This is a genomic window from Lachnospira pectinoschiza (assembly GCF_020564355.1).
Classification (GTDB): Bacteria; Bacillota; Clostridia; order Lachnospirales; family Lachnospiraceae; genus Lachnospira; species Lachnospira intestinalis.
The window spans coordinates 493738-512700 of record NZ_JAJCRR010000003.1; the positions used below are offsets into that span (position 1 = coordinate 493738).

Sequence of the window (18963 nt, forward strand, 5' to 3'; positions counted from 1 at the left end):
AATTTCAGGTTTCGTTCCATTCTGTAAAGAAAAATGAATAAATGTCGATAAATATTATGAGCTAAGGATGGCGTCTGTTTGGATTGGAGGTTATATTATGAGAATACAAGCGGCAAATACATTTTATACAGGTACTTACTCTGTTTTGAATACGAAGTCATCATTTCCATATGCTGTAAAAGTTGAAGGTTACGGAAATACAAGAAACCAAAGGAGTTTATTTCAGTTTGCACATGTGACAATAACAGAACATATGGTAAACGCAAAATATGGTACAAAGATTACAAACGGTCTGAGAGTGCAGATGCAGACCGCAGGTAGTAAGAAAAAAGAAGATTGGACTGAGGTTTCCAAAGAACAGTTGGCAGAAGTAAAACTACCGGCATCATTTGATAAATTGAAAGAACAAAATTCTTATTTTTATCATGGAGAAAACATATCGGATTATGAACTAGTGCAAACTGCAGTAGCATTGGGGAAAATGGAATTACCAACAGATGAGAAAAAGTGTATCCCAGACAGAGTTGCAATGGATGCATTTGAAGTGCTTGTCAGAGACCAGGCGGCTCCAAAAAACTCATGGTCAAATACATTGTATTCGGAAGATGGAAAATATACCTTTACAAAGACTGAAAGCGGAAGATGGCAGATGCATTTGATTGATGATGCTGCCATAGGTGCATCTTTGGAAGATATAGCAAATTGGATGATGAGCGGCACGCCCAATAGAAATATTGAGACACGCTACCTAAATTATCTTCATACTGTTGATCCGGATTTATATAATGTGGCGATGCGAATAGGTACCGAGGTTCGTTCTTATGGTTTTATGGAGGATTTACATCAGCAGGGAGTATTAAGTGATAGTCAAAATCAGTATGATATGAGTCTGTTGGGTATGTTATTCGGTAAAGATGCGGATAGTATGCGTATGATATTGCATGGGTGTAAGGAGTCTGGTAATTTTTTGGAATTATTGGATTTGTATAGCCCGGATGGAGCAAAATCGTTGGATAAGCTTCGGGAACAGCAATATAAGCACGGTGGAATTGTTTAATATAGCGAGTTTTATGACAGGATATGAAAAAGCAATTAATTCTCGAAGTAGAAGAGTGTGAAACACTATTCGCTTGAAAATTTCAGTTTGCAGATTTGAAACAAAAGAACATAAATACAACAGCGTAAGGGCAGTTATAGACCGTAAAGGTTTGTAGCTGCCCTTTTTGCGTTTACGGAACTTTTGGACAAAATGTCCAGAAGTGGAAAGGAGAGCTTATGAAGTATTTACTGCACAGGCTGTATGTTCCACCATAGCGGAATTACAGCTATGGATTGTCAACACTTTTTCAGACAAATTTTTTTAGGTTATTTTCCCGATATTGTACAGGCGTTTGATACCCTAGGGAGGAATGTATACGGTGATGATTATACCAGTTTACATAATCCCATAGTTTTATCTTCAGTTCTTCTAGTGTATGGAATGTTTCATTCCACACAAATTCTGTTTTAATGACCTTGAACGTAGCTTCTGCCACTGCATTATCATAAGGACATCCCTTATGGCTTAGGGAACGTTCTATATGAAACGTTTCTAACAGTTCCTCAATCGTCTCATTTTTAAATTCATTTCCCCGGTCTGTGTGGAAGATATGGATTTCCGACAGATTGCCTTCTACTTTCCTAAATGCCTGTTTTACAAGCTCTGCTGTTTTATGTTCTCCTGCACTGTATCCAACGATTTCCCTGTTAAAAAGGTCTATCAGTATACAGATATAATTCCAGTGGTTTCCTACCCTTACATAAGTTAAATCACTTACCACCACATTACGGTATGGCTGGTTTTGAAATTGGATAGGCTACAATTAACTGGACAGATTTTTTAAGGTCATATAATCTATAATAAATACACAAATAGCAGAAGGAAATCCTATAAGGTTATATAGTTTGGATGAAATCACGGAGATATTCGGTAAATTAGGACTTCGTATTTGTAACAGCTTTGCTGATTTCAGTGGAAAGCCGAGTTCTGATAATGATATTCAATTGATGGTTTATTCCATACGAGAATAAAAATAGAGTAGACGAATTATTTAGCAATCTTCATCAAATCTTTATTTTTTTCTGTTAGGTTATATTTCAGTAAGAAATGAAATATAGAAGGAAGGATAGTAAAGATGGAAATGATGTTGCAGACACAAAATCTATGTAAATATTTTAGAAAACAGAAAGCGGTAAATAATGTTTCACTTAATATCGAAAAGGGACAGATTTATGGACTGCTTGGACCGAATGGCGCAGGTAAATCTACCACATTGAAAATGCTGACCGGTATGATGAAACCAACTGCAGGCAAGATTTACTTTGATGGAAAACTTTTGGATAGGAAAGATTTATCAAAAATAGGAGCGTTAATTGAAAATCCACCTATTTATGAAAATCTTTCCGCCAGAGAAAATTTGAAGGTAAGACAATTATTGCTTGGTACAGATGAAAACAGAATTGATGAGGTCTTGCAGATCGTATCACTTACAAACACCGGAAAGAAGAAAGCAGGGCAGTTTTCTTTGGGAATGAAGCAAAGACTAGGCATTGCAATGGCATTGCTTGGAGAACCGGAACTTTTGATATTGGATGAACCTACGAATGGATTAGATCCAATAGGCATCGAGGAATTACGAGAGCTGATCCGGTCTTTTCCGGAACATGGAATCACGGTAATTCTCTCCAGTCATATTCTCTCGGAGGTACAGTTACTTGCAGATAAAGTCGGGATTATTTCAGGTGGAATCTTAGGATACGAAGGAGAATTAAAGCAGGGAGATAATCTTGAAGATTTGTTTATGAATGTGGTAAGAAAAAACCAGAAAGCAGGTGAAATCCATGGTTAATATTATAAAAGCAGAACATCAAAAAGCCAAAAGAACCATGCGAAAGAAGTTTATCTGGGGATTTCCTCTTCTTACATTTGTCATGGCATTTATATTTACTCTTGGGATGACAAATGCTTATGCAGAAAGTGTTTGGAACTGGTGGTATACACTTTTGCTGCCGGGGATGATTGCTCTATTTTGTTATCTTTCTGTGGCGCAGGAGAAAAAGATAAAATACTATCATTTAATGACTATTCCCACAGACAGAAGAAAATTGTTGCTGGGGAAAATTATTTATATTGGGTACATGATTTTGTTTTCTAATGTGATTGTGTTTGCAGGAGCAACGCTTGGAGGCTTTCTTCTAACGACACATGTTCCAGTTGGAGGAGCGTTGATTGCAGTATTGTTTCTGACGGTTTCTGAGTTATGGGAGATTCCGGTAGCTTTATTTTTAAGTGAACGATTTGGAATGATTGTAAACCTGTTCGTCTGCCTATTTATTACCGTCAGCGGTGTGGTAATATCACAAACCAGAATCTGGTATGTACTTGTTTCTGCAATCCCTATGCGAATGATGTGCCCGTTGCTTCATGTTTTACCAAATGGACTTGCCGCAGAAGCAGGGAATCCTCTTTTGGATACGGGAGTCATTGTTCCGGGAATGTGTCTCTCAATCATCTGGTTTGTTTTAGTAACGGTTCTGTTTTTGAAATGGTTTGAGAGAAGAGAGGTGAAATAAGATGATTGGAAGATCTCTTAATGCAGACTTGCGAAAGATGAAAGGAACATCTGTGATTCTGGCACACTTACTGATTCCGATTATAACCAGCGTTATATTTTTAATATATTACTTTTTTTCACCATGGAATGAAAATATGAAAGTGATTGCATTTTATCAGGCAATAGGAGCAGGACTTCCGGTACTTATTGGAATTTTTACAGCAAGTGTGATGGAACAGGAACAAAATGCAGGTGATTTTCAAAATCTGTTGTCTTTACCGGATAAACCTGCAGCATTTTTATCGAAACTGTTGATGCTACTGGTTTTGTGTCTGTGCTCTATCCTATTGACAGCAATCATATTCGGAATTGGATTTGGAAGAATCGCATCAAGCGACATCGGAATCATGAAAGGATGTATATTTGCAGCAGTGCTGCTGTGGGGAAGCAGTGTTCCACTTTATCTGTGGCAGCTGATTCTGGCTTTTCAGTTTGGAAAAGGGGTATCCATTGGAGCAGGGATTATATCAGGACTAATTAGTGCACTGATGCTTACCGGACTTGGAGATTATGTGTGGAAATATGTATTTGTCTGCTGGACGGGTAGAGTACCATATACTTATCTGCAATCTGTATTGGGAGAAACTAGTGTAGGTGAATGGTTGTCATTCATACCAGGTTTCTTAATATTTACAGGGATTAGTATGGTATACTATTTTTGGTGGGTAAACCACTGGGAAGGAAACAGAATATCGGAATAGAATCGAGGGAAACTATGGCAAAAATACTGGCAGTTGATGATGAACCGGCAATTTTGGAAATGATAGAAAGCATTTTGAATAAGGATGGACATCTGGTTACCAAAGTAAGTAATCCACTAAAAATTAATATGGAAGAATTACATCGTTATGACCTGATTTTACTGGACATTATGATGCCTGGAATGGATGGCTTCGAATTATGCAAAAGAATCAGGGCACTTGTGGATTGTCCGATTTTGTTTCTTACGGCAAAAACGGAGGAAAACAGTCTGGTAAACGGACTTTCTTTAGGAGCAGATGATTATATTTCAAAGCCATTTGGAGTGATGGAACTTCGGGCAAGGATCAATGCACATCTACGGAGAGAGCACAGGGAACATTCTGTCCGGATGGTTTTAGGGAGAGTCTGCATTCAGATGTCTCAAAAGAAACTGTTGATGGATGATAAAGAACTTCCGTTTACGAAAGCAGAGTACGAAATCTGTGAATTTCTGGCTAAAAACAGAGGACAGGTTTTCTCGAAGGAACAGATATTGGAAGCGGTCTTTGGCTTTGACAATGAGAGTAATGACAGTACTATAATCACGCATATCAAAAATATAAGAGCAAAATTTGCGGATTATGATTATATGCCGATAAAAACAGTCTGGGGGATTGGATATAAATGGGAAGAGTAAAGAGAAGCAATACACTCAGCAGGATTTTTATGAGATATGTACTGGTCATGCTTGGATCATTAGTTGGTTTGGTGATTGTTGCTTGGCTGCTGCTTTGCCTTTTGATTAGTGTGGGCTGCATCTATCCGGCGAATTATGCAGAGCAAAAGATTAATGAAGCATATGATACGATTCTACGTGCAGATAAAGTGACTGCTGAGATGATTCCCGCACTTTGTGATTATGTAATCTTTTCAGAGAATGGAGAGAAAATAGGTGGAGATCTGTCAGAACAATACGAACAGATAGCATGGAATGCTGCAAAGTACGGAAACGCATCCGGGAAATATTTTTATAAAGTAATTGTAAGGGAAAATGAATATGTTGTATTGCAATATTGCCTGACACCTCAATATCATTCAGCTTTTTTGAGGGAGCATTTTATAGGACCTCAGAATGTGATGAGTATTATGTCTGTGATTGGAGCAGTAGCGATTATCATCATTCCGTCCATACGTTTTGGAAAAAGAATCAAAAAGCAGATGCAGCCTGTATTAGACGCAATCAGACAAATAAAGGATCAAAATCTGGAATATGAGACATCCTGTTCCGGTATCAAAGAGTTTGATGACTGTTTATCGGCAATCGATGATATGCGAGATGCATTGCGAGAATCTTTAGAAAAGCAGTGGAAAACAGAGCAGGAAAAGAAACAACAGATGTCTGCTTTGGCGCATGATATTAAAACACCTCTTACGATTGTACGGGGAAATGCAGAACTACTTTCAGAGACTGAACTGACCACAGAACAGAAGAATAATATCACTTATGTTTTGAACGGCACAACACAGATACAAAGTTATGTAAAACAGTTGATAGATGTCACAAAATCATGGAATTGCAGTGATGTTACCTATACAACGGTGAGGTTAGAAGATTTTTTCGCAGATATAAAGGAACAGGCGCTCGGACTGGCAGAAATCTATCACCAGAAGATAGATTGGAAGGCGGAACAAAGTGATAAAAAGGTAACGATTGCTTATGATCCAATGTTCCGAGCCGTAATGAATGTAATTCAGAATGCAGTGGAGCATACAAAAGAAAATGGAATCATTTATATTGACGCAAAGGAGCAGGATGGCCGGCTGACATTCATTGTGGAGGATAGCGGATCAGGATTTACAAAAGAAGCATTATTGCATGGCACAGAGCAGTTTTTTATGGATGACACAAGTAGAAATGGCGAAGCCCATTATGGGATGGGACTATTTTTTGCAAAAACTGTGGCTGAAAAATATGGCGGAGGGATTAAACTTTCAAGTTCTGAAAATACAGGTGGGGCGAGGGTAGAAATATTTTTCCTGAGTAGTCAAGAAACAAGCTAAATAGACCGCAATTAAGCTATGTAAAAGAAATTTTACATGCATTTATCTAATATGTAAAAGCCTTTTGATATACATTACTACTACGTTTGCTGTAATCTCATGGAAGAAGGAGGCATACAGAATTATGATAGCTGATTTTGCATTTATGCCAAATAAACTTGACCTTATCAGAGATATTGCATTAGGGACAGATAATGCAGAAAGAAAGGCATATTCCAACAATAAGTATGGTCTTGTGGAGTACTCAATCAGAAGCGGATATGTGAAGATCAGCTATAAGAACAGGAATGGTGTGCGTAAGGAAGGTGCACTCGATTGGCGTGAGTTATATGAAATCTTATCTTATATGGTAAAACAGCCATTTTACTGCGGAGAAGACCAGAAGAAGTATTATCAGGAGACAAAGCAGAAGGCTGACAGGGATAAGATGAATCCGGTCCATAAGAGATTCTTTGATATCGAGGATAGTGTAAAAGCCAATCGTCTTGAAACCAGGGAAAGAGCAATAGCGAATGGCTGGAATACCAAGATTGATGAGAATGGACATGTGGTTTCAGATGATACAGTACAGAAAAAACACAACTTCCATTACAACCTCTGGGAAATGGAAAAAGGTGGAGCTAAGACCAGATACCAGTGGAATATGGATGCAATCCGCACTCTAAAGCAGATTGAATCAGAAAACAGGCTTGCCACACCGGAGGAACAGAAAATTCTGTCGAAGTTTGTCGGGTGGGGCGGACTGTCACAGGCATTTGACGAGGAAAACGCAGGCTGGAGCAAAGAATATGCAGAACTGAAAGAACTTTTATCTGATGAGGAATACAGTGCTGCAAGGGCAACAGTAAACAATGGAACACATTTTACAGAAATGGATAAAGTACTTGTTCAGATGGAAAATGATTATGCCAATCAGGAGAAGTGGCAGAGCTACGCAGAGAATAATGACAGGGCAACCTTTATGTTGTTGTTTGAAAAGGATTTTCCGAATATGGCAGCAGACAGATATGAGCAGAATGCCCAGTTTTTCAGAAAACTATTTGATGATCCGGATATGATGAAACAGGTAATGGAAACGGTAGGTTCTGTACTGTATGAGAGATTGAAGAAGAAATATATCTTTGATCCAAAGTCTGGCGTAATTGAAGAGGCGACACCAGAGACTTATGTGGAAGATACATATTTGACGGAAAAATAAAGTGTAGTAGTTGAGGAATTGCTATGGGGAAACTAGATGTTATTGAGCGAGCTGCAAATAGGCTTCTGCAACATAATGTTGCAGAGGCAAGAATAGCGATAGAATTGATGCAGGAAAGTCATGACCAAAGAGTGCTGATCAAATCATATTTAGTTCCTATTTTTATATCATTTTAGCGGTAAAGATATTTACTCGATATTATCCACAATAACAAAATGCAGCATAGATGATTTTTGACTTCATATTGCTTCGATAGAAGAAGTAGCAGGTTTAGAGAAGATAATCGCAGAAAGCAAGTAGATCGTCGCTACTAATCTTGTGTTTCTCTTTATTAAGACTCTCAGAAATTTCATATATGACACAAAGAACCACCAAGATCAAGGCAGAAAGGTGGTTCTTATATTTTGCAGTGAATGAATCAATTATTTTGTGATGATATCACAGAAAATAATTTACCTTTTGCTTAGCTGTCATTAAGAAGAATAAAAAAATACAACACGAAAGGATGTGTCAAGGTAATGCCAGAATTATCGTGATACATCCTTTTGTATTTGGAATGATTATTTTTCTTTCCCTACTTGTCGAAAATAATGGATGGAATGTATAATATTGTTAATGATCCAGAGATATTTATTTTGGAAACAGCTTAATCAATTTGGAGGTATAAAATGAAAGCACATAAATATTGGTCAATCGGAGCAATAGTTACAATGGTTGGAACTTTTTATACAGGATATAAAGGGTTAAAAGCAGCACACAAATACTTTGCATTTGGCTCTCTGATATGCATGATTATGGCAGTCTATTCTGGTCATAAAATGATTTCAGGTAATAAAAGAACAAGAAAACAGGTGGAAAATACAAAAGCGGAGGAATAGTAAATGTTAGAGTTAGGAATAAAAGCACCGGACTTTGAATTGCCGGATCAGAATGGAGAAATGCATAAATTAAGCGATTATGCAGGAAAAAAAGTAATCTTATATTTTTATCCAAAGGATAATACACCAGGATGTACGAAGCAGGCATGTGGCTTTTCTGAGCGTTATCCACAGTTTACTGAGAAGGGAGCTGTTATTCTCGGAGTAAGCAAGGACTCTGTAGCGTCTCACAAGAGATTTGAAGAAAAATACGGACTGGCATTTACGCTATTAGCAGATCCGGAGCGTAAAGTTATTGAAGCATATGATGTCTGGAAAGAAAAGAAAAATTATGGAAAAGTATCTATGGGTGTAGTAAGAACTACATATCTTATTGATGAGCAGGGAATCATTATAAAGGCAAATGATAAAGTCAAGGCGGCAGATGATCCTGAAAATATGCTTAAGGAATTGGCATAATGAAGATTATTTTATCACCTGCAAAAAAGATGATTGTAGATACCGATAACTTAGCACCGGTTGAACTGCCTGTCTATATTGATAAGACAGCAGAAGTATTAAACTGGATGAAAAGCAAATCAAAAGAAGAACTGAAAGCTATCTGGAAATGTAATGACAAGATTGCAGAGCAGAACTTTAACAGATTGGAAAATATGGATCTTTATAACAGGCTTACTCCGGCTGTTTTAGCATATGATGGGATTGCATTTCAATATATGGCACCATCTGTGTTTGAAATCCAGCAGTTTGAGTATTTGCAAAATCATTTAAGAATCTTGTCTGCGTTTTATGGCATTTTAAAACCAATGGATGGTGTGACTCCTTATCGTCTTGAAATGCAGGCAAAGGTTGGAATTGGAGATGCAAAAAATCTGTATGAGTACTGGGGAGAATTGTTATACCGCTCAGTAATCGATGACAGTAGGATTATCATTAATCTTGCATCAAAAGAATACTCAAAATGTATAGAAAAGTATCTGACACCACAGGACAGATATATTACGATTGTATTTTGTGAGTTATCCGGAGATAAATTGGTAACAAAAGGTACCTATGCCAAGATGGCTCGTGGTGAAATGGTCAGATTCATAGCGGAAAATAATATTGAAAATCCGGTGGAGATTCAGAAATTTGACAGACTCGGATATTCGTTTAGGTCTGATTTATCTTCAGATTCAGAATATGTATTTGAACGCAAAATAAAATAGTTATTCAGGTAAAATATGCTCAGTTTGGCAGCTTTTATAATAATGAGAATTATTACTATTTTTATTGACAATAGGATGATAGTGGTATATAATCCTTATTAAGAACTAATCCTAATAAGGAGGATGAATGACAAGTAGGAGAAATACCATTCAAAAAGATCTCGTAAGAAATACCGTATACGAAATGAGAAGACACGTTACGGCAAATGAAGTGTATGAATTTATAAAAGAAGCATATCCATCAATTGGAAAAGGAACTGTATATAGAAATCTTGATATATTGGTAGAGGAAGGTGCATTAAGAAAGGTTGAAGTTCCGAATGGACCAAACCGATTTGATTTTACATTGAAAAATCATTACCATGTAAGATGTATAAAGTGCGGTGAAATTTTTGATGTGGATATGGATCAAATACCGGATTTGCTGGAAAGAATTCATAACACTCATGGAATTGAATTTGTGGATTACGATATTTCATTTAAAGGCATTTGCCCGAAATGCAGGGAGAAGGTAAAGGAGGAACAGCATGAATAGGAAAGCAATGTATAAGTTTAGTTATGGACTGTTTATATTGACCGCTAAAGAAGCAGAAAAAGATAACGGATGCATCATTAATACAGCCATTCAGGCAGCTTCGGAACCAAACCAGTTAAGTATCTGTGTAAATAAGGCAAATTATACGCATGATATGATTCAAAGAACCGGAAAATTTACTGTATCAGTCTTAAGTCAGAAGGCACAATTTGAATTGTTCAAACATTTTGGCTTCCAATCAGGAAGAGATACCAATAAGTTTGAAGCATTTGAGCAGTGTGCCAGGGGCACGAATGGTATTTATTATATTACAGAAGGTACAAATGCATACATTTCTGTGACAGTTACTAAAACAGAGGACTTGGGTTCACATACGATGTTTATCGGTGAGATAACCGATATGGAAGTTTTAAGCAATGTTCCTTCAGTAACATATGATTATTATCAGAATAATATTAAGCCTAAGCCACAGGAGGTTGGAAAAACAGAGGATGGTCAGACAATATGGCGTTGCAGAATTTGCGGATATGAATATGTAGGCGAGGAATTACCGGATGACTTTATATGTCCTTTGTGTAAGCACCCGGCATCAGATTTTGAAAAAGTAGTAAAGAAAACGGAGGTAAAAGAGATGGCAGAAAACAAATATGCAGGAACACAGACAGAGAAGAATTTACAGGAGGCATTTGCAGGGGAATCACAGGCAAGAAATAAGTATACCTATTTTGCTTCTGTAGCGAAAAAGGAAGGTTACGAGCAGATGTCAGCATTGTTTTTAAAGACTGCAGATAATGAGAAAGAACATGCAAAGATGTGGTTCAAGGAATTAGCAGGAATTGGTGATACAAAGGAAAACCTGGCGGCAGCGGCAGAAGGCGAAAATTATGAGTGGACAGATATGTATGATGGCTTTGCTAAAACAGCTGAGGAAGAAGGATTCCCTGAGCTTGCAGCAAAATTCAGGGCAGTAGGTGAGATTGAGAAGCACCATGAGGAAAGATATCGTGCACTTCTTAAGAATATTGAAACTGCACAGGTATTTGAAAAGAGCGAAGTTAAGGTATGGGAATGCCGTAACTGCGGACATATTGTGGTAGGAACTAAGGCACCTGAAGTATGTCCGGTATGTAATCATCCACAGAGCTATTTTGAAGTACATGAAGAGAATTATTAAGGAGATGAGATTATTACGAAGAAGAAAGTTATTAATTCAAAAAAAGCAGTAATGATAGGCTGTGGCTTTGTTGGTTCTGCATCGGTATTTGCTCTGATGCAGGGTGGCTTGTTTACAGAGATTGTCCTTATCGATGCAGATAAGAACAAGGCAGAAGGAGAAGCGATGGATATCAGTCATGGTATTCCGTTTGCGAGTCCGATGAAAATATATGCCGGAGATTATGATGATGTGGCTGATGCTGCAATTGTTGTCATATCTGCCGGAGCGGGACAGAAACCGGGAGAGACAAGGCTTGATCTCGTAAATAAAAATGTAGCAATATTTAAGTCAATCATTCCTGAAATAGCAAAGAGAAATTTTGCAGGTATCATGCTTGTAGTTGCGAATCCGGTAGATATCCTGACTCAGGTAGCCATAAAGTTATCAGGACTTCCAGAAAACAGGGTTATTGGATCGGGTACTGTGTTAGATAGTGCCAGATTAAGATATAAGCTTGGTGAGCATTTATCTGTGGACAGCAGGAGTGTTCATGCATTTATAGTAGGTGAGCATGGAGACAGCGAAGTTGTGGCATGGTCATCAGCCAATGTATCTGGTGTTCCATTAAGTGAAATATGTGAAATGCGTGGACATTACAAGCACAAGGAAAACACGGCAGAAATAGCTGCAGCAGTCAAGAACAGTGCTTATGAGATTATAAACAAAAAGCACGCTACATATTATGGAATTGCAATGTCTGTAAAAAGAATCTGCGAAGTGATTATGAGAGATGAAAAATCAATACTTCCTGTATCACACATGATTCATGGAGTATATGATATTGACGGAGTATCGTTAAGTATGCCAGCTATTGTAGGTGCAGATGGTATTGAGTCTGATATACCTATTAATTTAAGTGGCGAGGAAGCGTTAAAGCTTAAGGAATCTGCAGATTCATTGAAAAAGATTATGGAGACAATTGAATTATAAATTTTACACATGGAAGGAGAAAAAGGCATGGAAGTAAGATATTATGTTTGTAAGCATTGTGGAAACATTGTTGAAAAGGTAAAGGATAAGGGTGTACCTGTAATTTGTTGCGGAGAACCTATGCAGGAATTAAAAGCCGGAGTGACAGATGCTGCTGTCGAGAAGCATGTACCTGTATATACGATAGAAGGCAGTCATGTTCATGTCGTGGTCGGAGAGACAAAACATCCAATGCTTGAAGAGCATTTCATTGAGTGGATTACATTAAATACAAACCAGGGAATATACAGAAAACAGTTAAATCCAGGGCAGGAGCCGGTAGCAGATTTTTGTCTTTGCGATGGTGAACAGGTAGAAGAAGTATATGCATATTGTAATCTGCATGGATTATGGAAATGCTAAAAGCATTTATACATATTAAGGTTACAGAACAACACAAATATAACAGTAATATAGGCTGTGTATTAATATATTTACAAGGAGGAACAACGAATGAAATACGTATGTGATGTTTGCGGATGGGAATACGATGAGGAGAAGGGCTATCCAGAAGGTGGTATTGCACCTGGTACAAAGTGGGAGGATATTCCAGAAGATTTTGAATGTCCGTTATGCTTTGTAGGAAAAGACCAGTTCTCAGAAGAATAAATGTATTATGATAGGATTATACCAATGAAAGAAGAACTAAGTATAGATATCATCGGACTTGCAGGAGCCTGTTCTTATGCTTTGGACTGTATAGAAGCAGAGTTGGTAAATATCAAAAACAAACATGGAAAAAGAGTGGCTTATATAAGTATATGCATGGCTGAATATTGGAAAATTGAAGGTGATGAATTACAAGATTTAGCCATGTGTGCTTTACTGCATGATAATGCTTTGACACAATATATTTCGGAAGAACTGAAAAAGGATTCCGTCATTAATTGTAAAAAAGATTTATCCGAGAAAAAAACAAATCTTCATTGTATTTATGGTGAAAAAAATATTACTAAAATTCCATTTAAAACAGATGTGTCAAATGTGATTTTATATCATCATGAACATGCCGATGGAACTGGTCCTTTTCAAAAAAAGTGGAATGAAATTCCATTGTTTGCAAGGATTATTCATCTTGCAGATACCATTGATATTATAGGAAATAACCCGGGATCTGGAAATAACAGTTGGAATTTTATATGTCAGTACCTTTTAAAAAATAGGGATGGATTATTCGATTCAGAATGTGTGAATGCCTTTTTTCATGCATTCACACATTCTGAATCTTTTATATGTTTAAGTGATAATTCTTTTGAAATGAAGCTATGGGAGATTATCCCAAGACAAAAACAGGTTTTTGATTGGAAAACGTGTAAAAATGTCGCAGATTTTTTTGCAAAGATTGTAGATTATAAATCTTCTTTTACAAGCAGACATTCTATAGGAGTGGCTGAAAAAGCAGCTTTTTTTGCTCAATATATCGGATATGATTCTATTAATGTGCAAAAAATTTATCTGGCTGGTGCACTGCATGATATTGGGAAGATGGCAGTAGGCAATGAAATTTTGGAAAAACCGGATAAGCTTACGGATGATGAATTTTCAAAAATGAAGAATCATGCTGGCTATACATACCTTATATTATCAGAGGTTAATGATTTTGAAGAAATACGAGACTGGGCAGCTTTCCATCATGAAAAATTAAATGGAAAAGGGTATCCTTTTGGAAAAACCGCAGCTGAATTAAATGAGCCGGAACGTATTATGGCATGTATTGATATTTATCAGGCATTAACCGAGGACAGACCATATAAGAAAGGTTTATCGCACGAAAAAACGTGTGAGATGCTCGATGACATGGCGCAGAAAGGTTTTGTTGATTCTGATATTTCCAAGAAAATTAGGGAATGTTTTGGTGGAATCTAACATTAAAACGAGAAAATATAGGAAATTCATGAGAAATGCATTTGCCTATTATGAATAGTATTGAACAGGTTCATAAAACAAATAAAATGAAAGTAGGATTAATTTATGTATGAAATGAAACCAGAATATTATATCGGTATAGATATGATAGACGAAGAACACAAGCAGTTATTTAAATATGCAGATGAGGCATATGAATTGCTTCATGATGAGTTTACACCGGATAAATATGATAGGATTGATATAATATTAGAAAATCTTCGAAATTATACAGTAAAACACTTTAGTGATGAAGAGCAGTATATGGAATCTATTAATTATAAGAAGATATTTACACAGAAAGTTCAACATCAGGAATTTATACATAAACTTGATGAATTTATGGAACATCACAATGATGAGGTAGAAGATCAAGATGAACAGATTATGGGAATTTTAAAATATCTCACAGAGTGGTTAGTTAATCACATTCTGTATGTCGATGGTCAAATTCCAAAAGGCTGATATAGTAAGAAAGGCTGTTATTTTTAGAGAGTAGCAGCCTTTTTTATTTTGAATATAAAATATGACACATACACTTGACAATATGCATACATAGATGAAATAGGACATTTCTTCCTAAAAACAGTATGTTTATGGTATACTAGCTAATAGTAATGCGGTTTCAACCGACATTATATATTATTATGAGAAATTAATGCAAAGGAGTTATAATCAAATGGATAACAATGAAGTAGTACTCCATCATGATCATTCTCATATGTTATACAGCATTGAAATGCTGTAACATAAATGCACAAAAATTTTTTGTCAGTAATAGCAGAATGGTGCATAAATGTATTGAAGAGTCTTATGTCTGTCAAAACGAAAATCACGATGATACGTTCTATTATTTTTATACAATGAGCAGTCCTGAAAATGAGTTTTATAATGTTAAAATAGAAGTGAGAAATAACATATATTATTCACTTCCAGATTTGGATATCGGATATATAAAAATCAAAAATAGAAATAATAAAATTGTAATTAATTGGGATCATTATGGGTATAAGTTAAGCTATTCAATGAATATAAGCGAAGAAAATAGATGAATGCTTTTCGAAATAAATAATTACAAGAGACGACAGGAGGATTACATCATGGAACGAGTAGTACAATTTTTAAAAGAAGCAGAGACATATTATCTGGCAACAGTGGAAGGCGACCAGCCAAGAGTTAGACCTTTTGGAACAGCACACATTTTTGAAGGGAAGCTGTATATTCAGACTGGAAAGGTAAAGGATGTTTCAAAGCAGATTCACGCAAACCCGAAGGTAGAAATCTGTGCATTTAAAAATGGCGAGTGGCTTCGTGTAGCCGGAGAACTTGTAGAAGATGACAGAAGAGAAGCAAGACAGTCTATGCTCGATGCTTATCCATCTTTACAGAATATGTACTCAGCAGATGATGGAAATACAGAGGTGTTCTATTTTAAAAATGCGACAGCTACATTTTCATCATTTACACATGAGCCGGAAGTAGTGAAGTTTTAATGACGAAGGATGAATGGTATAGGCAGTTGTTTGAACGACTGGCTAATTCCAAGTTTCGTAGCAGTTTCCATCTGAAGCAGAAAGATATTGATTACATAAATGAAAAAGGTTGCGGTCGTCCAGTGGACGACCCTGCGTAGCAGGAGCAACGACCGAGTCGGGAGATGAGACCTGGATACAATAAGACAACATGCAAAGGATTTTATTGCAAAGAGAGAAGCTCCGGCATATATAGCAAATGATGGTAAACAGACACCAATGTGTGGACATCCAGTATTTATTGCCCAGCACGCAACAGCAACATGCTGCAGGGAGTGCATCCGAAAGTGGCATAAAATGCAGCCTGGCAAGGAACTAAGTCAGGTGCAGCAGGATTATCTTGTAGATGTAATTATGACATGGATTCAAAAAGAAATCGAAAGGCAGGAACATAAAATATGAGTTTGAAAAATGTATTGATTATTGTTGATAACATTGACGAATCAATTGATTTTTATGAAGAACTGTTTGGACTGCGTGTGATTACAAGGCAGGAAGGTAATGTAATAATGTCTGAGGGGCTTGTATTACAGGATGTAGATGTATGGTATGATAGTACAAAAATACCTACAACTCCACATAACAATATGACGGAACTTTATTTTGAAGATAATGATATAGAAGGTATTATTGAAAAACTGGAGTCTGGCAAGTATGTTGTAAGTTATGTTACGGAATTAATGGAACTTGAAGGTGGACAGAAGCTTGTAAGATTTTATGATCCATCAGGAAATCTTATAGAAGTACGAACACCAATTAACTATAACTGATATGAAATGGATTTAGGGAGAAAATGCAGATATTTGTAGATGCAGATGCGTGTCCGGTAGTGGGCATTGTCGAGACAATAGCAGAGAAATACAATATTTCTACCACCTTGTTGTGTGATACGAATCATATTTTGTATTCTGATTACAGCGAAGTGATTGTAGTAGGTGCAGGAGCAGATGCAGTAGATTATAAACTAATCAGCATATGTCATAAAGGGGATGTAGTAGTATCGCAGGATTATGGTGTTGCTGCGATGGCTCTTGGAAAAGGGCTCACAAGGTCCGGTGGACCTTGGCTTTGAGCCGACCGAAGCGGAGCGTAGACATATGCTATTCACCAATCCGGTAAGTGGTACACGAATGAGAACATAGATCAGATGCTTATGGAGCGGCATCTTAACAAAAAGGCAAGACGCAGCTCTCATAAGAATCATATGAAAGGGTGCACGATGTCCAGTGGACATCGGTTCTGCACGGACCGGAGTGGCAACGGAGACCAGGGAAAGCGTACAGAAGAAGATGATGTACGCTTTGCAAACTCCTTTGAAAAACTAATACTGATGGCAAAGTCAAAAGAAGGTGCTCAGAGTGGGACTATTTAAGAAAAAGACAGTTACAAAGACTTATGATAAAGAAAATAAGAAACCGGTAATCAAGGCGAGCATATGTAATGGCGAGCAGGTTGTGGGCTTTAAGGACATTCATACTGGTAAGATAGAAGAGATTATGCTGATTAAGAATCAGGCAGACCTTGATGCATTCAAGAAAATGTATGGAATAGATGATGAGATAGAGAAGGAATATTGATATGAGCATATTAGGAAATATACTTTGGTTTATATGTGGTGGATTGTTAAGTGGAATGTCGTGGGTTTTGGCAGGTTGCCTGTGGTGCATTTCAATAATAGGAATACCGATAGGCATACAGTGCTTTAAGTTTGCAGGTTTGGCATTTTTTCCGTTTGGAAAAGAAGTGGTATATGGTGGCGGTGCAGTTAGTTTAATTGCAAATATTATCTGGCTGATTGTATCAGGAATCCCTATGGCAGTTGGAAATGCTGTGGCAGGTCTGATATGTTGTATAACAATTATCGGAATTCCTTTTGGAAAGCAGTTTTTCAAAATTGCAAAATTGTCTCTGATGCCATTTGGGGCAGAGGTAATATAATTAATAGGCAGGTAGGAAAAATGTATTTGATTAAAACGATAAAAGGTGACATAACAAAAGTAACAGATGTGCAGGCAATCGTAAATGCAGCAAACAACTCTCTTCTTGGCGGAGGTGGTGTAGATGGTGCGATTCATAGAGCAGCAGGACCGGAGCTTTTGGTAGAGTGCAGGACACTTCACGGATGTGAGACTGGAGAAGCAAAGATAACAAAAGCCTATAATCTGCCATGTGATTATGTGATACATACTGTAGGACCGATATGGAATGGTGGCAGGGATAGAGAAGAGGAGCTTCTTGCTAACTGCTATTTGAATTCTATGAAGCTGGCAATGGATAATGGAATCAGGTCTATTGCATTTCCTTCCATATCAACGGGAGTATATAGTTTTCCGGTAGAGTTAGCGGCAAAGATTGCAGTACATACAGTAAATAGGTTTTTGCAGGATAAACCGGATTGGTTTGATCTGGTGGAGTGGGTGCTATTTGATACTCATACTGAATCGGTGTATGAATCTGAGGTGGATAAGATATATGAATAATAGAAACGAAATGTCTAGTATATCTGTTAATGATTTTGTTTTTGTCGATATAATATATTGTGAGAAATGAAGAAAAGGAGATTAACCAAATGGATAACAATGAAGTAGTAGTAGCAGAAGAAGTGGCAGCAGTTGCTGAAAATAATACAGGTATTGAAATTGAGCCTTTATTTGAAGAGCAGGTTGATTTTGATACATTTTCAAAGTCAGATTTTCGTGTTGTAAAGGTGAAGAATTGTGAAGCAGTTCCAAAGAGCAAGAAGCTTCTTAGATTTACACTTGATGATGGAACTGAGAATGAGAGAACGATTCTTTCAGGAGTACATGCTTTTTATGAGCCAGAGGAACTTGTTGGAAAGACATTATTGGCAATCGTAAATCTTCCACCACGTTCTATGATGGGAATAGATTCATGTGGTATGCTTCTTTCTGCAATTCACAATGTAAATGGAGAAGAAAAACTGAATCTGGTAATGTTAGATGATGCAATTCCAGCAGGTGCAAAATTGTATTAAGAGTATAAATGTCACATGGTTGTTAATAACTGTGTGGCATTTTATCGTTGTTGTTGATAAGAATGTGAAAAGCAGGAGGAACTACGGAGAGAGGTAAAACATATAAGGTTATTATGTGACTTTGATGATAAA

The 18963-nt window shown here is 37.0% G+C and carries 24 protein-coding genes and 4 pseudogenes; 27 read left to right on the plus strand and 1 reads right to left on the minus strand.

Annotated features, from left to right (window positions below; all coding sequences use genetic code 11):
• Nucleotides 1–97: 97 nt before the first annotated feature.
• On the plus strand, nucleotides 98–1057 hold the full coding sequence (locus LI288_RS08480) for a hypothetical protein (protein WP_227090084.1): 960 nt from the start codon (nucleotides 98–100) through the stop codon (nucleotides 1055–1057).
• A 289-nt stretch (nucleotides 1058–1346) separates the two neighbouring features.
• Here the strand turns inward: LI288_RS08480 and LI288_RS08485 are convergent.
• Nucleotides 1347–1850 (minus strand): annotated as a pseudogene (locus LI288_RS08485) (IS3 family transposase); the annotation flags it as partial.
• Nucleotides 1851–2174: 324 nt separating this feature from the next.
• Here LI288_RS08485 and LI288_RS08490 point away from each other — a divergent pair.
• The 26 genes and pseudogenes from LI288_RS08490 to LI288_RS08615 all read left to right on the plus strand — a co-directional run bounded on the left by LI288_RS08490 (nucleotide 2175) and on the right by LI288_RS08615 (nucleotide 18831).
• Nucleotides 2175–2888, plus strand: coding sequence for a lantibiotic protection ABC transporter ATP-binding protein (locus LI288_RS08490; protein WP_227090085.1), 714 nt, complete (start codon nucleotides 2175–2177; stop codon nucleotides 2886–2888).
• Nucleotides 2881–3612: a lantibiotic immunity ABC transporter MutE/EpiE family permease subunit gene (locus LI288_RS08495; RefSeq protein WP_227090086.1), complete on the plus strand. Its 732-nt coding sequence runs from the start codon at nucleotides 2881–2883 to the stop codon at nucleotides 3610–3612. The genes LI288_RS08490 and LI288_RS08495 overlap by 8 nt, the downstream gene beginning before the upstream one ends.
• A 1-nt stretch (nucleotide 3613) precedes the next feature.
• A complete protein-coding gene (locus LI288_RS08500) occupies nucleotides 3614–4354 on the plus strand; it encodes a lantibiotic immunity ABC transporter MutG family permease subunit (RefSeq protein ID WP_227090087.1) in 741 nt (246 codons plus the stop codon).
• 14 nt (nucleotides 4355–4368) lie between these two features.
• Complete coding sequence (locus tag LI288_RS08505) at nucleotides 4369–5031, plus strand: response regulator transcription factor (RefSeq protein WP_118390766.1); 663 nt, start codon at nucleotides 4369–4371, stop codon at nucleotides 5029–5031.
• On the plus strand, nucleotides 5019–6395 hold the full coding sequence (locus tag LI288_RS08510; protein ID WP_227090088.1) for a sensor histidine kinase: 1377 nt from the start codon (nucleotides 5019–5021) through the stop codon (nucleotides 6393–6395). The genes LI288_RS08505 and LI288_RS08510 overlap by 13 nt, the downstream gene beginning before the upstream one ends.
• A gap of 124 nt (nucleotides 6396–6519) precedes the next feature.
• Nucleotides 6520–7593, plus strand: a complete 1074-nt coding sequence (locus LI288_RS08515) for a hypothetical protein (RefSeq protein WP_227090089.1) — start codon at nucleotides 6520–6522, stop codon at nucleotides 7591–7593.
• Nucleotides 7594–7616: 23 nt separating this feature from the next.
• On the plus strand, nucleotides 7617–7769 hold the full coding sequence (locus tag LI288_RS08520; protein WP_227090090.1) for a hypothetical protein: 153 nt from the start codon (nucleotides 7617–7619) through the stop codon (nucleotides 7767–7769).
• A 492-nt stretch (nucleotides 7770–8261) separates the two neighbouring features.
• Nucleotides 8262–8471: a DUF6219 family protein gene (locus LI288_RS08525; protein ID WP_015516636.1), complete on the plus strand. Its 210-nt coding sequence runs from the start codon at nucleotides 8262–8264 to the stop codon at nucleotides 8469–8471.
• Nucleotides 8472–8474: 3 nt separating this feature from the next.
• The gene (gene bcp / locus LI288_RS08530) at nucleotides 8475–8930 is read left to right on the plus strand and encodes a thioredoxin-dependent thiol peroxidase (RefSeq protein ID WP_015516635.1); all 456 of its coding nucleotides are present in this window, start codon (nucleotides 8475–8477) and stop codon (nucleotides 8928–8930) included.
• Nucleotides 8930–9679 carry a peroxide stress protein YaaA gene (gene yaaA / locus LI288_RS08535; RefSeq protein WP_227090091.1) on the plus strand — a complete coding sequence of 250 codons (750 nt, stop codon included), beginning with the start codon at nucleotides 8930–8932 and terminating at the stop codon, nucleotides 9677–9679. Before bcp ends, yaaA begins: the two co-directional genes overlap by 1 nt.
• Before the next feature lie 127 nt (nucleotides 9680–9806).
• Nucleotides 9807–10214, plus strand: coding sequence for a Fur family transcriptional regulator (locus LI288_RS08540; protein WP_227090092.1), 408 nt, complete (start codon nucleotides 9807–9809; stop codon nucleotides 10212–10214).
• A pseudogene (locus LI288_RS14620) lies at nucleotides 10207–10827 on the plus strand (flavin reductase); the annotation flags it as partial. The gene LI288_RS08540 and the pseudogene LI288_RS14620, both read left to right, overlap by 8 nt.
• 18 nt (nucleotides 10828–10845) lie before the next feature.
• A complete protein-coding gene (gene rbr, locus LI288_RS14625) occupies nucleotides 10846–11388 on the plus strand; it encodes a rubrerythrin (protein WP_226969065.1) in 543 nt (180 codons plus the stop codon).
• A gap of 12 nt (nucleotides 11389–11400) precedes the next feature.
• Nucleotides 11401–12360 (plus strand): L-lactate dehydrogenase, encoded by a 960-nt coding sequence (locus LI288_RS08555; protein WP_320055234.1) that lies wholly within the window; start codon nucleotides 11401–11403, stop codon nucleotides 12358–12360.
• A gap of 27 nt (nucleotides 12361–12387) precedes the next feature.
• The gene (locus LI288_RS08560; protein ID WP_227090093.1) at nucleotides 12388–12762 is read left to right on the plus strand and encodes a desulfoferrodoxin family protein; all 375 of its coding nucleotides are present in this window, start codon (nucleotides 12388–12390) and stop codon (nucleotides 12760–12762) included.
• A gap of 90 nt (nucleotides 12763–12852) precedes the next feature.
• A complete protein-coding gene (locus LI288_RS08565; RefSeq protein WP_227090094.1) occupies nucleotides 12853–13008 on the plus strand; it encodes a rubredoxin in 156 nt (51 codons plus the stop codon).
• On the plus strand, nucleotides 13009–14265 hold the full coding sequence (locus tag LI288_RS08570; protein WP_436970296.1) for an HD-GYP domain-containing protein: 1257 nt from the start codon (nucleotides 13009–13011) through the stop codon (nucleotides 14263–14265).
• 105 nt (nucleotides 14266–14370) lie between these two features.
• The gene (locus LI288_RS08575; RefSeq protein WP_055288227.1) at nucleotides 14371–14769 is read left to right on the plus strand and encodes a bacteriohemerythrin; all 399 of its coding nucleotides are present in this window, start codon (nucleotides 14371–14373) and stop codon (nucleotides 14767–14769) included.
• Between the two features lie 635 nt (nucleotides 14770–15404).
• Nucleotides 15405–15797 (plus strand): pyridoxamine 5'-phosphate oxidase family protein, encoded by a 393-nt coding sequence (locus LI288_RS08580; protein WP_227090096.1) that lies wholly within the window; start codon nucleotides 15405–15407, stop codon nucleotides 15795–15797.
• A pseudogene (locus LI288_RS14775) lies at nucleotides 15797–16238 on the plus strand (DUF4186 domain-containing protein). The gene LI288_RS08580 and the pseudogene LI288_RS14775 overlap by 1 nt, the downstream one beginning before the upstream one ends.
• The gene (locus LI288_RS08590; protein ID WP_227090097.1) at nucleotides 16235–16606 is read left to right on the plus strand and encodes a VOC family protein; all 372 of its coding nucleotides are present in this window, start codon (nucleotides 16235–16237) and stop codon (nucleotides 16604–16606) included. The pseudogene LI288_RS14775 and the gene LI288_RS08590 overlap by 4 nt, the downstream one beginning before the upstream one ends.
• A gap of 23 nt (nucleotides 16607–16629) precedes the next feature.
• Nucleotides 16630–17208: pseudogene (locus LI288_RS08595) on the plus strand (DUF188 domain-containing protein).
• Nucleotides 17195–17413 carry an aspartate dehydrogenase gene (locus LI288_RS08600; RefSeq protein WP_227090098.1) on the plus strand — a complete coding sequence of 73 codons (219 nt, stop codon included), beginning with the start codon at nucleotides 17195–17197 and terminating at the stop codon, nucleotides 17411–17413. Before LI288_RS08595 ends, LI288_RS08600 begins: the two are co-directional and overlap by 14 nt.
• A 1-nt stretch (nucleotide 17414) precedes the next feature.
• Nucleotides 17415–17774: a YccF domain-containing protein gene (locus LI288_RS08605; protein WP_227090099.1), complete on the plus strand. Its 360-nt coding sequence runs from the start codon at nucleotides 17415–17417 to the stop codon at nucleotides 17772–17774.
• 20 nt (nucleotides 17775–17794) lie between these two features.
• Nucleotides 17795–18316, plus strand: coding sequence for an O-acetyl-ADP-ribose deacetylase (locus LI288_RS08610; RefSeq protein WP_227090100.1), 522 nt, complete (start codon nucleotides 17795–17797; stop codon nucleotides 18314–18316).
• Nucleotides 18317–18405: 89 nt separating this feature from the next.
• Nucleotides 18406–18831 (plus strand): EMAP domain, encoded by a 426-nt coding sequence (locus tag LI288_RS08615; protein ID WP_015559630.1) that lies wholly within the window; start codon nucleotides 18406–18408, stop codon nucleotides 18829–18831.
• The last annotated feature ends 132 nt before the right edge of the window (nucleotides 18832–18963 follow it).

What these genes read in the sequence shown, in the direction of transcription:
- LI288_RS08515 (WP_227090089.1), top strand. Translation starts at nt 6,520, where the DNA reads ATGATAGCTGATTTTGCATTTATGCCAAATAAACTTGACCTTATCAGA.
- LI288_RS08580 (WP_227090096.1), top strand. Translation starts at nt 15,405, where the DNA reads ATGGAACGAGTAGTACAATTTTTAAAAGAAGCAGAGACATATTATCTG.
- LI288_RS08570 (WP_436970296.1), top strand. Translation starts at nt 13,009, where the DNA reads ATGTATTATGATAGGATTATACCAATGAAAGAAGAACTAAGTATAGAT.
- yaaA (WP_227090091.1), top strand. Translation starts at nt 8,930, where the DNA reads ATGAAGATTATTTTATCACCTGCAAAAAAGATGATTGTAGATACCGAT.
- LI288_RS08525 (WP_015516636.1), top strand. Translation starts at nt 8,262, where the DNA reads ATGAAAGCACATAAATATTGGTCAATCGGAGCAATAGTTACAATGGTT.
- LI288_RS08495 (WP_227090086.1), top strand. Translation starts at nt 2,881, where the DNA reads ATGGTTAATATTATAAAAGCAGAACATCAAAAAGCCAAAAGAACCATG.
- LI288_RS08560 (WP_227090093.1), top strand. Translation starts at nt 12,388, where the DNA reads ATGGAAGTAAGATATTATGTTTGTAAGCATTGTGGAAACATTGTTGAA.
- LI288_RS08610 (WP_227090100.1), top strand. Translation starts at nt 17,795, where the DNA reads ATGTATTTGATTAAAACGATAAAAGGTGACATAACAAAAGTAACAGAT.
- LI288_RS08590 (WP_227090097.1), top strand. Translation starts at nt 16,235, where the DNA reads ATGAGTTTGAAAAATGTATTGATTATTGTTGATAACATTGACGAATCA.
- LI288_RS08565 (WP_227090094.1), top strand. Translation starts at nt 12,853, where the DNA reads ATGAAATACGTATGTGATGTTTGCGGATGGGAATACGATGAGGAGAAG.
- LI288_RS08615 (WP_015559630.1), top strand. Translation starts at nt 18,406, where the DNA reads ATGGATAACAATGAAGTAGTAGTAGCAGAAGAAGTGGCAGCAGTTGCT.
- LI288_RS08505 (WP_118390766.1), top strand. Translation starts at nt 4,369, where the DNA reads ATGGCAAAAATACTGGCAGTTGATGATGAACCGGCAATTTTGGAAATG.
- LI288_RS08575 (WP_055288227.1), top strand. Translation starts at nt 14,371, where the DNA reads ATGTATGAAATGAAACCAGAATATTATATCGGTATAGATATGATAGAC.
- rbr (WP_226969065.1), top strand. Translation starts at nt 10,846, where the DNA reads ATGGCAGAAAACAAATATGCAGGAACACAGACAGAGAAGAATTTACAG.
- LI288_RS08490 (WP_227090085.1), top strand. Translation starts at nt 2,175, where the DNA reads ATGGAAATGATGTTGCAGACACAAAATCTATGTAAATATTTTAGAAAA.
- LI288_RS08520 (WP_227090090.1), top strand. Translation starts at nt 7,617, where the DNA reads ATGGGGAAACTAGATGTTATTGAGCGAGCTGCAAATAGGCTTCTGCAA.
- LI288_RS08540 (WP_227090092.1), top strand. Translation starts at nt 9,807, where the DNA reads ATGACAAGTAGGAGAAATACCATTCAAAAAGATCTCGTAAGAAATACC.
- bcp (WP_015516635.1), top strand. Translation starts at nt 8,475, where the DNA reads ATGTTAGAGTTAGGAATAAAAGCACCGGACTTTGAATTGCCGGATCAG.
- LI288_RS08480 (WP_227090084.1), top strand. Translation starts at nt 98, where the DNA reads ATGAGAATACAAGCGGCAAATACATTTTATACAGGTACTTACTCTGTT.
- LI288_RS08510 (WP_227090088.1), top strand. Translation starts at nt 5,019, where the DNA reads ATGGGAAGAGTAAAGAGAAGCAATACACTCAGCAGGATTTTTATGAGA.
- LI288_RS08605 (WP_227090099.1), top strand. Translation starts at nt 17,415, where the DNA reads ATGAGCATATTAGGAAATATACTTTGGTTTATATGTGGTGGATTGTTA.
- LI288_RS08500 (WP_227090087.1), top strand. Translation starts at nt 3,614, where the DNA reads ATGATTGGAAGATCTCTTAATGCAGACTTGCGAAAGATGAAAGGAACA.